This is a genomic window from Salinimicrobium maris, assembly GCF_049680855.1.
Lineage (GTDB): Bacteria > Bacteroidota > Bacteroidia > Flavobacteriales > Flavobacteriaceae > Salinimicrobium.
In genome coordinates this window covers 1,155,510-1,170,071 of the sequence record NZ_JBMPGS010000001.1, presented here as the reverse complement: position 1 = coordinate 1,170,071, position 14,562 = coordinate 1,155,510, and the positions used below count along the sequence as shown (strand labels likewise).

Genomic DNA, 14,562 nt, shown 5'->3' with positions numbered 1-14,562 from the left:
AAAGAATTGCAGCAAAACTGCCTCTCAGGGATTAGGAATTTTAACTAAAATCCTTATACTTGTAATGAAATCGCTATATTTGCGATTGCTAACAGCAAAGGCAACCAATGAAAAATAATTTAAGGAAAGAAGGAAAATTCAGTTATGTAGAAGAAGGTGAAGGAACTCCAATAATCATTCTGCACGGACTAATGGGCGGGCTGAGCAACTTTGAAGGAGTGATGAATTTTTTTCCAAAAAATGGATATAAAGTGGTCATTGTAGACCTCCCTATCTACAGCATGCCTCTCATCAAAACCAGCGTAGCAAACTTTGCCAAACATCTTAAGGAATTTATAGATTTTAAAGGATTTAATGAAGTAATTCTTCTCGGAAATTCTCTTGGGGGGCATATCGCCCTGCTAACCACCAAAATGTATCCTGAAGTTGTTAAAGCTCTGGTTATTACCGGAAGCTCTGGCCTCTATGAAAGTGCAATGGGTGAAAGCTACCCAAAACGTGGAGATTACGATTACATTAAAAAGAAGGCAGAAAACGTATTTTACGACCCGAAAGTAGCCACAAAAGAGATAGTGGATGATGTGTTTGAATCTGTCAATGACCGCAAGAAATTGATCAAAACCCTTGCTATAGCCAAAAGTGCAATAAGACATAACATGTCCAAGGATCTTCCAAAGATGCGCACTCCTACCTGCATCATCTGGGGGAAAAATGATAATGTCACTCCTCCTGAAGTTGCAGAAGATTTTAATCGCCTCCTGCCAGATTCAGATCTTTACTGGATAGAAAAATGCGGCCATGCAGCCATGATGGAACACCCGGAGCCTTTCAACCAGATCCTGTACACATGGCTCACCGAAAGGAAATTATAAAACAGGTCTCATGAAGATCAAATCGGCTGAATTCGTTATCAGCAACAGTGAAGTTTCTAAGTGTCCGGACAGTAAGTTGCCGGAGTATGCCTTCATTGGGCGCAGTAATGTTGGAAAGTCTTCCCTCATCAACATGATCACCGAAAGAAAGAGCCTAGCCAAAACTTCAGGACGACCGGGAAAGACCCAGTTGATCAACCATTTTTTGATCAACGGGGAATGGCATCTTGTAGATTTACCAGGCTATGGTTATGCCAGAGTATCAAAATCGGCAAAAAAAACCTTTCAGAAGTTTATAACAGCTTACTTCGAAAAGCGAGAGCAAATGTTATGTGCTTTTGTATTGATTGACAGCAGGCACAAACCCCAGCCAATAGATATGGAATTCATGCAATGGCTGGGAGAACACCAGGTTCCATTCTGCATCATTTTCACTAAAACCGATAAGCTTAAACCAAAAGCCCTGGAAAGGAATATCGAAGAATACAAAGCTGAAATGCTGCAAACCTGGACTGAAATGCCACAGTATTTTGTCACCAGTTCCACTACAGGAATGGGCAGGGAAAGCGTTTTGGATTATATTGACAGCATCAACGAACAGTTTCTTCCACAGTAAAACTCTTCTTCGCGACTTAATATTATCTCAGTTTTTAAAAGCAGGATTTTGGAAGAAAAAGCTTCCTTTTACCAGCCCAAAAAATAGTCCCGCTCCGGAAAAAAATCCGCAGCTACAAAAGAAAATGTTTCAAAGAGTGGCAAAAATGTCATTTTCCCGCGCTTTTTTGGAGGAGCAAGGCTTCAAAGGATGCCGGGATTCAGAACATCAATATTGCCAGACAATTCTTTTCTTCGGAAAAGCCTTTTTCACCTACACCCCCAAAACTGCGGCGCTTTCGTTTATGCAAAACCTAATAGCCAGGTTCTATTAGAACTTAAAAATTCCACGAACTGGTGCACGAATTTTCTCGCATCAAAAAAATGGGATCCTTCTTTTCCTAAAGGTATAAGGTCTATTACTTCTTTTTAAGATCAAGTTTATCTGCAAAATAATCTGTAAAATCCTTCATGGTATCCCGCATTTTGTCATCCTGGGTTGCCCTGTAGAAAGTATCACTCATCGCAACCAGGGTTTGATGAAAGAAAACCTTCATGTCATCGAGCGGCATGTCTTTTGTCCACAGGTCGATTCTTAAGGTTTCCTTCTGTTTTGGATCCCACATAGATAAAAGCATTGCTTTCGCTTCTTCGTTTTCAACACCTCCATCTTCGGCACTCCAGTGAAGTTCTTCAGGAACCCGGTTTTCATCAAGCGTTACGTTAATATTGATATTGGATTTTTTAAATTCAGCCATTATTTCTTTGGTTTATAATTCGATTGATTAAAAATAGTTTCTGCCTCTGCCTCTATTAAATCTTCTACAGAAATGTCATTTTTGGACATGTACTGCCGTACAATCTGCCAGCCAATATACTGTCCCAGTTTCGCAGGAGAGTCGGCATCGAGCTCCAGGTAAAATTTGGAGAAAGGTCCGGGAAACAAGAACCGGCTTTGCAGCTCAGAATTTGTATCATACAACAGCTCCTTTTCCACAAAATATCTCCAAACCTGCGTTTCATTTTGCCGGGCCCAGTTTAATTCGGCTTCGGTATATCCAATTTTTTGGGCATCGGTTTTAAATGGGATCAAAAGATCATTGAGGTATAATATTTTTCCGTAGTAGATCATATGCGCCAGGAAAGTTCGGGCGGTGGGCCTGTTGATCTGGTTCTGAGCAAAAGCATCTGCTACATCCGAGGCGATTTGCTCCTTCTCAAAAGTCTTCTTTATATACTCTTGAATCCCGATATAAAAATGATGATCTGTCCCTAAGTAAGTGTCCAAAGAAATGAGCAATAGATCGTCCTCCCAAATTACTTTGTTTCGATAATCTACTTCGGAAGTGAGGGTAACAACCTCCGGAATATTTTCCTGCGGAAAATAATATTTCACATGCTGAAAAAGAGAATGCAGCTCCTCTTTCGTTTGATCAAGGTTTGGAAATTCTTTGGCGACTTCCCTATTTATCTCCAGTTGTATGGTGTCCTGCATCTTCTCAACCCACACCTCATCGGGAAACTGCGAAGGGAAAAGGTAAGAAAAATCTTTCTTTAAGCCGCGTAAATCTTCCGGCGCGGCCGCTGCAAATATTTCATCAAAGCGGATAAGTTCCACTTCTACAGGAATAGCTGCAATTTCTTCCTCCCTTTGGTCTTCATTGGCGCAGGAAAGGCATAAAAAGAGGAAAAACAGGGCAATGAATTTTCTTAGCATAGCAAGAATTAAGAAGGCTTTAACGGGTCACGCTACCAGGTTTTGAAGCTTTCCGTTATTTTTGTGTACAAAGATATTGTTTACTTCTTTAAAACACCAATTTATGCAAAGCGAAAAAGTGATCGACCATATTGTAAACTGGCTAAAAACCTATGCTACTAATTCGAAAATGAACGGGTTTGTACTTGGCATTAGCGGCGGAATTGATTCTGCTGTGGTTTCGGCGCTTTGCGCGAAAACCGGCATGCGAACCCTATGTGTGGAAATGCCAATTCACCAGCAGCAAGCGCAGGTAACCAGAGCAGAAAATCACATTTTGGGACTTAAGAAGAAGTTTGCCAACGTTACAGATATCCGCGTAGACCTTACCCAGCCATTTGAACAATTAAAAGGGTCTCTTCCTCATGTAGAGGCCAGTCCTTCCCTGGACCTTTCACTTGCCAATACCCGAGCCCGTTTGCGAATGACAACGCTTTACTATTTTGCCGGACTCCACGGTTACCTGGTGGCAGGAACAGGAAATAAGGTAGAAGATTTTGGAGTTGGCTTCTTTACCAAATACGGAGATGGCGGCGTAGATCTTAGTCCCATCGCCGATCTTATGAAGAGCGAAGTCTATGAACTGGCGAAGCACCTGGATGTTGCCGAAGAAATCATCAATGCAGCTCCTACAGACGGACTCTTTGGAGACAGCCGCAGTGACGAAGACCAGATTGGTGCCACTTACAATGAACTGGAATGGGCTATGAGAATGGAAGAAGATGGTAAGACTGCCGAAGATTTCTCCGGAAGACAAAAACAGGCCTTCGAAATCTACAAATCCAGGAACAATGCCAACAAACATAAAATGGTTCCTATCCCGGTTTGTGAAATTCCCGTTCAACTGAAATAGCTGCCCTTGGTCGAAAATTTTGTTGTTTTTTTTAAAATATGACTTATCTTTCCTTCTCCCCTGCGATTTAATATTATAACTGATTATATATCAGTTAAATGAGTCGGAAAAACCAGTATCCATATTTTAAATAAATGACCGATGAATACAATTCTCATTGCAGACCATCATCCAATAACCCGAATGGGAATCTCAGCTCTTCTGGAGAGAGATGGAATTTATGAAGTTATTGGAAAGGTGACAAATGGGAAGGATTTGTTCAGGTCTCTTCGAAATAGAATTCCAGATGTCTTAATTATGGAAATAGACCTTCCAGAGATCAATGGCATCACCGCTCTACGAACTATTAAAAGCGAACACCCAGGAACGAAAATTCTCATCTTGAGCTGTCACCCGGAAGAAATGTATGCATTAAATGCTATTAAAGCCGGGGCTGCAGCATACCTGAGCAAAACAGTTTCCACAGAAGTACTTAAAGAAGCAATTCATCAAGTAGCCCGTGGAGGAATTTATCTAAACAAAGAGATAAGTGAAAAACTGAATTCAGGAACGATACGATCTAATAATCTCATTTCGAGGTATAAGAAACTGTCCACCCGGGAAATAGAAGTGCTAAACCTTCTTTCTACCGGAAAAAGAAATAAAGATATCGCAGAAGCCCTTAACATTAATGAAAAAACTGTAAGCACTTATAAAACCAGGCTTCTTAAAAAATTACGGGTAGATAACCTTGCAGATTTGATCAACCAGTCAAGGCTGCTGCAACTAAAAGTTACATAACACGGTTAAGTTTGTTGGAAAGCACCTTTTTGAGGGATAAATAATCCATAACATCCTGCAGAAGATCTGAAGTTTTGTCTGCAGGCGCTTCTTTAATCTCCTTGTTCAATTCGTCGATCTTCTTTGAAACCAGGTAACGCCGCATGGAAAGTATAGTTTCATTTACCATCCTTCCTACCCTTTTCTTTTTATCGGTCACAAAGATTTCCATTCGCTCCCAGTCGTGAAGTACATACTGTTCCTCCTCCATGAGAATAGTGGTTACTTCCGCAGCATTTTCAGAAGGCATTTCATTTATTAAATTCTCAATTGCAAAATCATTCCCTTCGGTAAGTTTGGCAATGACATGCTGATAAATTTTCTGAAACATTTCATTTGTAAACTCCACTTCGTCCTCTTGTAGGTCAAGGTAAACCTTTTCAAATACTTTTGAAGTGTGAATTTCAGGAGTTAGCTCCAGCTCTCCTTTTTCGTTTTCCTTCATGATGAGATCCTCAAACTCCTCTTCAAGGTTTCCATAAAGAAGCAGCAGGCTAATAATCGTTCGCTCCAGCTCATATAGTTCGTTCACCTTGGCCCGGGGAGCAGGTTCATCCTTTACGACACTTAAAGCTTCTTTTTTCTTTGCTGGTTGTTTTTGTTGTTCCCTGGCACCCAGTTGCGCGAGCGTCGTAAAAATAACCTCTTCAGAGATGTCCATGATACGCGAGGTTTCCTGGACATAGATTTCCTGCTGAATAGAATCTGGGATCTTAGAAATACTGGTGACCATATCCCGAATCAAAGAAGCCTTCTTAACAGGATCATTTTTAGCTTCTTCCATTAGAAGCGACGCCTTGTAACTAATAAAATCGGTGGAATGATCTATAAGGTACAGCTTCAGTTCCTCTTCCGAATGTTTTTTGGCAAAACTATCGGGGTCTTCTCCTTCCGGAAAAGTACAAACCTTCACGTTCATTCCCTGCTCCAGGATCAAATCAATTCCACGGAGTGAGGCCCGTTGCCCCGCAGCATCACTGTCAAAAAGCACCGTAATGTTTTTTGTAAGCCTGTTAATAAGCCGAATTTGCTCGGGCGTCAAAGCAGTCCCCGAAGAGGAAACCACATTTTCAATTCCCGTTTGGTTAAACTGGATCACATCTGTATAGCCTTCTACTAGATAACAGTTGTCTTCTTTTGCAATAGCCTGTTTGGCGTGATAAATACCGTAAAGCACTTTGCTTTTATGGTAGATCTCGCTTTCGGGACTGTTTAAATATTTTGCTGCTTTTTTGTCATTTCCAAGAATCCTACCGCCAAAACCCAGGACTCTTCCTGACATCGACTGAATTGGAAACATTACCCGTCCTTTAAACCGATCGAACTGTTTTTCTTCCTTTACGATCGTTAGGCCCGTTTTTTCAAGATATTCAAGCTTATATCCCTTTTTAATGGCTTCGGTCGTAAAAGCTTCCCACTCATCGGGAGAATAGCCAAGGTTAAATTTTTCAATCGTTTCTTCGGTAAAACCTCTTTCTTTAAAATAACTAAGGCCAATGGCTTTTCCTCGTTCTGTATTCAGTAGTACCTTCTGAAAATATTCACTTGCAAATTCAGAAACCAGGTACATGCTTTCCCGCTCATCTGCCTCCTGCTTTTGTTCCTGGCTCTGCTCGGTTTCCTCAACTTCAATATTATATTTCTTCGCCAGGTATTTTATAGCTTCAGGATAGGTGAAATGCTCGTGCTCCATTAAAAAAGCAACCACATTTCCTCCTTTTCCGCTGGAGAAATCCTTCCAGATTTGTTTCACGGGAGAAACCATGAAGGATGGGGTGCGCTCATCGCTGAACGGACTTAATCCCTTGAAGTTGCTCCCAGACTTTTTTAACTGAACAAAATCCCCCAACACCTCCTCTACCCGGGCAGTTTCGAAGACCTTGTCTATGGTGTTTTTTGAAATCAAATTGGCTACGGAAAAGAATTACGTGAATGGCCAAAAATAGGAAAAAAGGAGAGAGGAAACATAATTATTCCTCTCTCCTTATGGCTAAAAATTTATAAAAATGAAACGGCTTTTTAATCAAGATCCAGGCGCAGTCCTATGGAAACATTATTCAGTTGCACGTTTGGTTCTTTAAAAATGTGGTTAAGATCATACTTTGCGTAGAGCGAAGTATCTCCCCACCCTATATAGGCGCTCAAACCATAGATGAAATCATTGGTATTAAAGTCATTTTTGTTCTTTTCCTTCACTTTATCACCATCTTCGGAATATTTCAATTTTTGGCGTTCCCCAATATTCAAACCTGCATAACCACCAAAGCCTATCTTAAATTGATCTTCGTCGGAAAACCATACGCGGTTATCTGACTCCCTTCTTAGTGAAGGCCCAATTTCAAAATGCACAGGAATTACCAGATTGTCCATTCTAAATTTTGATTTATCCAGGTCTACAGGAAATTCCTCAAGTACGGTCAAGTCACCATCTTCTACAAAGTAGCGATTTTCTGTTGGCTTTAATCCGTTGAACTGAAATGAGAATCCATATCTAAAACGCAACCAGTTGGAGTTATTGAAAACCCTGGTTTTCCAGTCGATCCCAATTTCAAAGAACCTACTCCCCGCCACCTTAAAGTCTGAATCATTAACAGACTGTCCCTCCTGTAGTGCGTTGTTAAACCCGGCGGCAATAACGAGGCTCGTGTTGGTTCGGTTATACCTGTCCTTTTCGTCTGAATTCCAGTCCCAGTTCCATTCATTATCAAAATCGTCGTCCTCATCTTCAAATTCATCATCCCCATCTGTACGGCTTAAAAGGGCAATTTTATTGTCAATTATAGCAATACGATTTTCAATATTAAGGGCGTGTTCTTTTGCCGCTTCCTCTTTTAATCGGGCAGCTTCATCCTGTGTAATTTCTTTATTGTCCAGGCGCTGGTTGATCCTCTCCACCTTTGCTTTTAACGCAGCTTTTTCTTCAGCAGTAATTTGCTCTTTTTGCTTTTCCAGGCGCTCGATCTTGTCCCACATAGATTCTTCCTGGGCCTGTGCTACCGGCATGGCAACATTCAGGAACATAATGGTAAGTAAGATTGTAATAGTTCTCATAATAGTGTGATTTTAGTTCTCCGGCTCCCGGCCTCCCCTTACGGAGAGGCTTCCCCGGAATTTTGATTGATGAAATTATTTATTGATTGGAAGCCAAAAATGGCGTTTTGACATACTTTTCTAGAAATTCCTGTTAGCCACCGCGGTTTTTGTTTTAAAATAACTGTCTTTCAACACTTCAAAAACTTTATCACGAAAACTCTTTTCAATTTCCCTTTCCACCTCATAGAGCAACGAGTTTGCATCTATTGGAGTCCCGGCTACTGCATTTTTTTCCATATGAATTTGATTGGCGGCTTTGCGAAGCAATTCTTCAAGCTCGGCATCACTCACGGCGTCACCATTATTTTCTTCGGAAGCCACTGCAGCTATCACTTCTTCAAGTCCGCGGGAAATTTCCTCTTTTGGAATACTTTTCAACTCCGCTAGTTGTATAACCTCCCTTGACCTTGATGGCTCTTGACTTTCAGTTGCCAGCGCGACAGCCGTACTTTCTTTTTTCGGTTTCAAGGTAGTTTCTTCACTCTTTCTATCTTCGAAAACCGTAGTTTTCTCTTCCGTTTTTACGGGAATTGCTTCTTCAAAAGCCACTTTTGTCTCCTCTTGTGGATTTATGCTTTCCACCTCTCCTTCAGAAGCTGAATTTACTATCTCTGTTTCCTGCGGCACGTCTTGATGATTAAAAGCAAGACTGTAGATCAATACTGCAGCGGCAATAGAAGCTGCGATACCTATCCATTTTACGGGGAACCTGCTCTTTTTCTCTTCCGAAGTTTCCAGCCGCGCCTGTAACTTTTCCCAACTGCCCGGTGTGGCTTCAAGCTCGCGGTCACGCAACTTCTCAGCAAACTCCTTTTCAAATCTATGTCGTCCCATAACCTGAGGTTTTTTCTGTTTTTAATTTTTCCTGCAACAGCTTTCTTGCTTTAAAAAGCTGTGATTTTGAAGTGCCGGGCGAGATGCCAAGAATTTTTGCGATTTCCTCATGTTTGTAGCCTTCTATGGCATACATTACAAAAACCACCCTATAACCTTCGGGCAACGCATCAATAAGCCGTTGAATGTGTTCTGCATCAATGCCCGACTGGATATTATTGAAACTTTCATTGGTGATCACCTCTTCCCGAAATTCCAGTTTCTTATGACTTCGCAGAAAGGAAATTGATTCCCTAATCATGATTCGCCGTATCCAGCCTTCAAAACTGCCTTCACTTTTGTAATCTTTAATATGGGTGAAAACTTTAAAAAAACCGTTAAGCATTACTTCTTCTGCATGCTGCAGGTCTTTGGTATACATCCTGCAAACGCTCAGCATTTTCCCCGAAAACATCTGGTAAAGCTGCTGTTGCGCCTCCCGGTTGTTTTTGGCTGCCCCGGCAATAAGTTGCCGTTCGTTCTTATAAAGCGGAATTACTTTCACAGGTTCTTTTTAAAGCCTTCTATTAACATAGACGCATGAAAATTACAAAAGGTTGCCTGAGGTTGGATTTTTTTTTCATTTTTTCTGAAATTATTTAAACTTCGGAAGAATGCTAACATTAAAAACCTCTCTAAAATGTGCAATTAGCACCAAATTCCTGAAGTGGTTCATATGCAAAATCCGGAAAAATAAAAGGATTAAAATTTGTCATTTTTGAAGAATTAGGTACGGTGTCTTTAAACCGAATAAACTTTCAGGACTCTGGGAATAATCTTATTTTTCAATTTTATAATTCTTTCGCACAATGAAACAATTTCTCAGCCTTTTTATCCTATTCATCAGCACATTAGCCTTAGGGCAAAATAGATACATTGAAGATCAATTTGAACTAAAAGACAGAACGACCGAAATTTATGCTACCAAAGACGGCGAGCAATTGAGTTTAGATCTTTATCAGCCTTTAAAAGATACCATGAATTCGCGCCCGCTTATTGTCTTTATGCACGGCGGCGGATTTTCGGGTGGTTCTCCGCGCAGTGAAGGAGAAGTTAAGTTTGCTGAAGCAGCTGCGAAAAAAGGCTATGTTGTAGCACAAATTTCTTACAGGCTTACCAGGAAAGGAGCAAATTTTGGTTGCGATTTTAACGCTGCAGGAAAAGTTGAAACTTTTAGGAAAGCAGGAGAGGATTTTCTAGATGCCGTTGCATTTTTGATAGAGAACAAATCCCGCTTTAAAATAGATCCCGAAAAGCTCATTGTAGGCGGCAGCAGTGCAGGTGCCGAAGCTGTTCTTAATGCCGTTTACAATCGCCCGCTACTCCTGAAAAATGCCAGAAAATACGACCATCTTAACTTCAACGGCGTCTTTTCCCTCGCAGGTGCTTTGCTCGATGCCCGCTACATCAACAAAGAAAATGCGGTTCCCGCAGTTTTTTTCCACGGAACAGATGATAATCTTGTTCCCTATGCAACAGCGCCACATCATTTTTGTGAACCATCAGCCCCGGGATATTTGATTTTGGACGGTTCCAAAACCATTGCTGAAAGGCTCGAAAAGAATGGAAGTTCTTATCTTCTGGTAACTTATGAGGGTGCGGGGCACGAAATTTCCAGCATGCCCATTAATGAATTTCCTATGGTTTTCAGTTTCTTTAAAGAAGTATTTCTTAATAACGAATGGCAACAAACTCATGTTTTGAAGTAACAAATGGCAAAATGAACCTTCTGCGATGATTTCTTTTCTGTGTTCTTTTGTGAGCGCAAAGATCATTTCCAGCAAACCAAAAAAGAATCTTTAATCTGAAGGCGAAGTAGAAGTGGTACGGACGCAGCCGGTACAATTTTAACCTGCAACCGCAAATTAATTTTACAATTTATGAAGATGAAACACTTAAAAATAGCATTTCTATTATTCCTTTTTGGCACTTCCATATACGCGCAGCGTACGGTGCAAAGTCTGAATAGTTCATGGCAATTCAGCAGGGAAAATAATCCGGGTAAAACTGAAACCGTGAATATTCCCCATACCTGGAATGCCGAAGATGCCTTTAGGGACGGGAAGGAATATTTCCGCGGAAAAGCAACTTATACAAAGAACCTCTTCGCGCCTCAAAAATGGCAAAACGATCAGGTTTTTCTGAAGTTTGAAGGCAGCAATCAGGTAACCGAAGTGTTTGTAAACGGCATTTCTGCGGGGAAACATATTGGAGGATACACCGGTTTTGTTATTGATATCTCAGAAGAATTGAATTTTGCTGCCGAAAATGAGCTGAAAATAGTGGTGGATAACAGCCACGACACTAATATTCCGCCGCTGGATGCCGATTTCAACTTTTACGGCGGAATTTACCGCGACCTGGAATTAATTATTACCGATAAACTGCATTTTGAACTGGAAAATGCCGCTGCAGGCAATATTTTAATTCGTACGCCCGAAGTTTCAGAAGAAAAAGCTACAGTGAAGATCGAAGCTACGGTTGTAAATGATTCCGAAGCTTCTAAAACCGCTATTGTAGCCGTAGATATACTAGATCCCGCCTCTAAAATTCTAAAAACGCTTAGTAAGAAAGTCCGGCTAAAAGGAAAGGAAGCTAAAAATGTCATTTTTGAATATTCAGTAGAAAATCCGCGGCTTTGGTCTCCCAAAGATCCGCAGCTTTACAGCTTTGAAATGAATATAAAGGGTGAAAATGCCGAGGAAAAACTGGATGAGTTCAGTTCTAAATTTGGACTTCGCTGGTTTGAAGCCGATCCCGAAAATGGCTTTTTCCTCAATGGAGAACCTATCAAACTTATTGGCGCCAACCGGCACCAGGATTTGAAAGGATTAGGGAATGCGCTGCCAAATGCCGTTCACAAAAGCGATTACAAAATGATCAAGGAAATGGGCGCAAATTTTGTGCGAACTGCTCATTATCCACAAGATCCTGAGGTTTACAGAATTTGCGATGAGCTTGGGCTCATCGTCTGGTCTGAAGTGCCTGTGATCAACAATGTTACCGCCACCGATGCTTATCATGAGGTCGTGCTGCAAATGCAAAAAGAACAAATTCAGCAGTATTTCAACCATCCATCAGTGATCTTCTGGGGTTATATGAACGAGATCTTCATTCGGCTGGTGTTCAACAACGAAATGACCGAACCAGACAAAAAAGCCAAAATTGAAACTTCCGTGGAATTGGCCGAAAAACTTGAAAAGCTCACCAAAGAACTTGATCCTTACAGGTTAAGCGTCATGGCGCTGCATGAAAATGAGCTTTACAACACTTCCGGAATTGCTGATATTCCTGATGTCATTGGCTGGAACCTCTACTTTGGCTGGTATTCGCCCGGACTTGAAAACTTCGGAAAATTCCTTGATGAGCAACACGAGCGCTATCCAAACCGGCCGCTGATCATTTCAGAATACGGGCCCGGCGCCGATGTGCGCATTCAAACGGAAGATCCAAAACCCTGGGATTACAGTGAGGCATATCAATTGAAACTACATCGCAGCTATATCAACCAGGTGCTGGCGCGGGATTACGTGGTGGGAATGGCCGCCTGGAATTTTGCCGATTTTGGTTCCTCCTTTCGGCAGGACGCGATGCCTTACATTAATCAAAAAGGGCTTTTGAACTTCGACCGTTCGAAAAAGAATATTTATTATTACTACCAGGCGAGATTACTGGAAGCGCCAATGATTTTCATTGCCGGCGAAGAATACGAGTATAAATTTCCAGAGGATGAAAATGAGCCAATTGTGATTCCGGTTTTTTCAAATGCCGCAAATGTGACTCTTAGTGTCAATGACAGTCTGGAATATTCTTCAGAAATCAGTGACGGACTCGCATTTTTCGAGCTGCAGCTTCCGGAAGGAATCCATCAACTCACCGCCACCCATGGCGAAGTTTCCCATTCCAGAACTATTTATGTTCTTCAGAGAAAAAGTCTTTTAAAAAAGCTGCACAAGCGGGATCTCACTATTAATGTGGGAACTCATGTAAACTATAAAGATCCTGTGACAAAAGAAATATGGATAAGCGATCAGCCTTATGAGGCAGGCGAGTTTGGCTATGTGGGCGGAGAAGTTTACCAGAAGTCGGTCACAAAGTTCCAGGGAACAGCTTCAGATATTCAGGGGACTGAAAATGATCCTCTGTTCCAGACCATGCGCGAAGGCATTGAAGCTTATAAGTTTGATGTGGAAGATGGAACTTACAAAGTCACCCTCTTATTCGCAGAACCCGAATTCAATGCTTCCGAAGAAAATATTTATAATCTTAGTACTTCCGAAGCACAGAATTTGGAAGGTGTGCGGAGTTTTGATGTGTTAATCAATGGAAGAACCGTTTCTGAAGATCTTAATCTAGCACGTGACTATGGCCGAATTCGAGCGGTCACAATTTCATACACCGTAAAGGCGGAAAATGGCATTAGCATTGAATTTTCCGAAAATACAGGAAGATCATTGCTTTCGGGAATTAAACTGGAGAAAATATAACCCTATGAATGCATCACCTTCTAACATACACCCTAAAAAAGGGCATTTTAAATGCCTTTTTTGGAGCTCCATGCGTTGGGGAAAATGTATTGCTACCGCTGTTTTACTGATCTCAACCGGCTGCCAGGAGAAAAAGGATTCTGAAGAAGTTTATGCCATCAAAGAAAAACCTGCAGATCTACAAGCGCCCGAAGGAATGGTATGGATCCCGGGCGGGGAATTCAGCCAGGGAGCGATAGAGAAAGATGTCATGGCGATGCAGCACGAAAAACCGGCACATAAAGTCATTGTAGATGGCTTTTTTATGGATAAAACCGAAGTCACCAATGCCGAATTTCAAAAATTTGCTGATGCCACAGGTTATGTTACCCTTGCGGAAAGAAAAATTGATTGGGAAGAAGTAAAACAACAGTTACCTCCTGGGACTCCCAAACCTCACGATTCGCTGTTGCAGCCGGGTTCCCTGGTTTTTAAAAAGCCCGAAACTGAAGTCAGTAATTTAAATGATTACTCTCAATGGTGGGAGTGGAAAGCCGCTGCAAACTGGCGACAGCCCTATGGCCCCGGAAGCAGCATTAAAGGAAAAGAAGATTTTCCGGTGGTACATATTGCTTACGAAGATGCCAAAGCCTACGCAGACTGGGCAAACCGGCGCCTGCCCACAGAAGCCGAATGGGAATATGCTGCGAGAGGAGGTGCCAAAAATGCCATTTTTGCATGGGGAGATGACGAAGAGAAACTAACGCAGCAGGCAAACACCTGGACCGGTAAATTCCCTGTGGAAAATGATTCTGTTGATGGATTTAGCAGGATAGCTCCCGTAAAATCTTATCCGCCAAACGATTATGGCCTTTATGAAATGGCCGGAAATGTTTGGGAGTATACACAGGACTGGTACAACATTAATTATTATTATGACGCACGGGAAGAGGGAACGGTGATTAATCCGCGGGGAGCCGTGCAGGCATTTAATCCTCACAACCCACAGGTGCAGGAAAAGGTCATCAAAGGAGGTTCTTATTTATGTCACGCCTCCTACTGCGCGAGTTTTCGTCCTTCTGCCCGCATGCAGAACCCTATAGATTCTTCACACGAGCATGTAGGTTTTAGAACTGTTGCCACTCCGGAGATGCTGAAGTAGTTTCTTAGGGGTGTCAGTGGTCAATGGGCAGTAAACAAGAAAAAGATAAATTCATGAAGCTATTTCTTTAGCAC

14 protein-coding genes are annotated in these 14,562 nt (G+C 41.7%); 8 read left to right on the top strand and 6 right to left on the bottom strand.

From position 1 onward, the window contains the following. Positions 1-107: 107 nt before the first annotated feature. From ACOV1Q_RS05480 to ACOV1Q_RS05470, 3 genes are all read left to right on the top strand, one after another. Positions 108-872 carry an alpha/beta fold hydrolase gene (locus tag ACOV1Q_RS05480; RefSeq protein WP_424493356.1) on the top strand — a complete coding sequence of 255 codons (765 nt, stop codon included), beginning with the start codon at positions 108-110 and terminating at the stop codon, positions 870-872. 10 nt (positions 873-882) lie between these two features. Next, positions 883-1,488 carry a ribosome biogenesis GTP-binding protein YihA/YsxC gene (gene yihA, locus ACOV1Q_RS05475; protein WP_424493355.1) on the top strand — a complete coding sequence of 202 codons (606 nt, stop codon included), beginning with the start codon at positions 883-885 and terminating at the stop codon, positions 1,486-1,488. Positions 1,489-1,633: 145 nt separating this feature from the next. Next, positions 1,634-1,801, top strand: coding sequence for a hypothetical protein (locus tag ACOV1Q_RS05470; RefSeq protein WP_424493354.1), 168 nt, complete (start codon positions 1,634-1,636; stop codon positions 1,799-1,801). A gap of 84 nt (positions 1,802-1,885) precedes the next feature. Here ACOV1Q_RS05470 and gldC read toward each other — a convergent pair whose 3' ends face one another. Together gldC and gldB are read right to left on the bottom strand one after the other, a co-directional pair. Then, positions 1,886-2,224 (bottom strand): gliding motility protein GldC, encoded by a 339-nt coding sequence (gldC, locus tag ACOV1Q_RS05465; protein ID WP_424493353.1) that lies wholly within the window; start codon positions 2,222-2,224, stop codon positions 1,886-1,888. Beyond that, on the bottom strand, positions 2,224-3,183 hold the full coding sequence (gene gldB / locus ACOV1Q_RS05460; RefSeq protein ID WP_424493352.1) for a gliding motility lipoprotein GldB: 960 nt from the start codon (positions 3,181-3,183) through the stop codon (positions 2,224-2,226). Before gldB ends, gldC begins: the two co-directional genes overlap by 1 nt. 103 nt (positions 3,184-3,286) lie before the next feature. On the opposite strand from gldB, the gene nadE reads away from it, so the two are divergent. Then, positions 3,287-4,075, top strand: a complete 789-nt coding sequence (nadE, locus tag ACOV1Q_RS05455) for an NAD(+) synthase (protein WP_424493351.1) — start codon at positions 3,287-3,289, stop codon at positions 4,073-4,075. A 141-nt stretch (positions 4,076-4,216) separates the two neighbouring features. Continuing rightward, positions 4,217-4,855 (top strand): response regulator transcription factor, encoded by a 639-nt coding sequence (locus ACOV1Q_RS05450; protein ID WP_424493350.1) that lies wholly within the window; start codon positions 4,217-4,219, stop codon positions 4,853-4,855. Here the strand turns inward: ACOV1Q_RS05450 and dnaG are convergent. The 4 genes from dnaG to ACOV1Q_RS05430 all read right to left on the bottom strand — a co-directional run bounded on the left by dnaG (position 4,848) and on the right by ACOV1Q_RS05430 (position 9,365). Then, a complete protein-coding gene (gene dnaG, locus ACOV1Q_RS05445; protein ID WP_424493349.1) occupies positions 4,848-6,800 on the bottom strand; it encodes a DNA primase in 1,953 nt (650 codons plus the stop codon). The genes ACOV1Q_RS05450 and dnaG overlap by 8 nt on opposite strands. A 113-nt stretch (positions 6,801-6,913) precedes the next feature. Next, positions 6,914-7,945 carry a hypothetical protein gene (locus ACOV1Q_RS05440; RefSeq protein ID WP_424493348.1) on the bottom strand — a complete coding sequence of 344 codons (1,032 nt, stop codon included), beginning with the start codon at positions 7,943-7,945 and terminating at the stop codon, positions 6,914-6,916. A 120-nt stretch (positions 7,946-8,065) separates the two neighbouring features. Beyond that, a complete protein-coding gene (locus ACOV1Q_RS05435) occupies positions 8,066-8,821 on the bottom strand; it encodes a hypothetical protein (protein ID WP_424493347.1) in 756 nt (251 codons plus the stop codon). Further along, the gene (locus ACOV1Q_RS05430) at positions 8,808-9,365 is read right to left on the bottom strand and encodes an RNA polymerase sigma factor (protein WP_424493346.1); all 558 of its coding nucleotides are present in this window, start codon (positions 9,363-9,365) and stop codon (positions 8,808-8,810) included. The genes ACOV1Q_RS05435 and ACOV1Q_RS05430 overlap by 14 nt, the downstream gene beginning before the upstream one ends. A gap of 304 nt (positions 9,366-9,669) precedes the next feature. Here ACOV1Q_RS05430 and ACOV1Q_RS05425 point away from each other — a divergent pair, with 304 nt between their 5' ends. The 3 genes from ACOV1Q_RS05425 to ACOV1Q_RS05415 all read left to right on the top strand — a co-directional run bounded on the left by ACOV1Q_RS05425 (position 9,670) and on the right by ACOV1Q_RS05415 (position 14,488). Next, a complete protein-coding gene (locus ACOV1Q_RS05425; RefSeq protein ID WP_424493345.1) occupies positions 9,670-10,569 on the top strand; it encodes an alpha/beta hydrolase in 900 nt (299 codons plus the stop codon). Between the two features lie 177 nt (positions 10,570-10,746). Then, entirely contained in the window at positions 10,747-13,347 is a 2,601-nt protein-coding gene (locus tag ACOV1Q_RS05420; RefSeq protein WP_424493344.1) for a glycoside hydrolase family 2 TIM barrel-domain containing protein, read from the top strand. 4 nt (positions 13,348-13,351) lie between these two features. Continuing rightward, on the top strand, positions 13,352-14,488 hold the full coding sequence (locus tag ACOV1Q_RS05415; RefSeq protein WP_424493343.1) for a formylglycine-generating enzyme family protein: 1,137 nt from the start codon (positions 13,352-13,354) through the stop codon (positions 14,486-14,488). Positions 14,489-14,562: the final 74 nt, after the last annotated feature.

Bases quoted from the DNA above. Each gene is read 5' to 3' on its own strand.
- ACOV1Q_RS05480 (WP_424493356.1), top strand. From the start codon at position 108: ATGAAAAATAATTTAAGGAAAGAAGGAAAATTCAGTTATGTAGAAGAA.
- ACOV1Q_RS05425 (WP_424493345.1), top strand. From the start codon at position 9,670: ATGAAACAATTTCTCAGCCTTTTTATCCTATTCATCAGCACATTAGCC.
- gldB (WP_424493352.1), bottom strand. From the start codon at position 3,183: ATGCTAAGAAAATTCATTGCCCTGTTTTTCCTCTTTTTATGCCTTTCC.
- ACOV1Q_RS05450 (WP_424493350.1), top strand. From the start codon at position 4,217: ATGAATACAATTCTCATTGCAGACCATCATCCAATAACCCGAATGGGA.
- gldC (WP_424493353.1), bottom strand. From the start codon at position 2,224: ATGGCTGAATTTAAAAAATCCAATATCAATATTAACGTAACGCTTGAT.
- ACOV1Q_RS05440 (WP_424493348.1), bottom strand. From the start codon at position 7,945: ATGAGAACTATTACAATCTTACTTACCATTATGTTCCTGAATGTTGCC.
- ACOV1Q_RS05415 (WP_424493343.1), top strand. From the start codon at position 13,352: ATGAATGCATCACCTTCTAACATACACCCTAAAAAAGGGCATTTTAAA.
- ACOV1Q_RS05470 (WP_424493354.1), top strand. From the start codon at position 1,634: ATGTCATTTTCCCGCGCTTTTTTGGAGGAGCAAGGCTTCAAAGGATGC.
- ACOV1Q_RS05435 (WP_424493347.1), bottom strand. From the start codon at position 8,821: ATGGGACGACATAGATTTGAAAAGGAGTTTGCTGAGAAGTTGCGTGAC.
- yihA (WP_424493355.1), top strand. From the start codon at position 883: ATGAAGATCAAATCGGCTGAATTCGTTATCAGCAACAGTGAAGTTTCT.
- nadE (WP_424493351.1), top strand. From the start codon at position 3,287: ATGCAAAGCGAAAAAGTGATCGACCATATTGTAAACTGGCTAAAAACC.
- ACOV1Q_RS05420 (WP_424493344.1), top strand. From the start codon at position 10,747: ATGAAACACTTAAAAATAGCATTTCTATTATTCCTTTTTGGCACTTCC.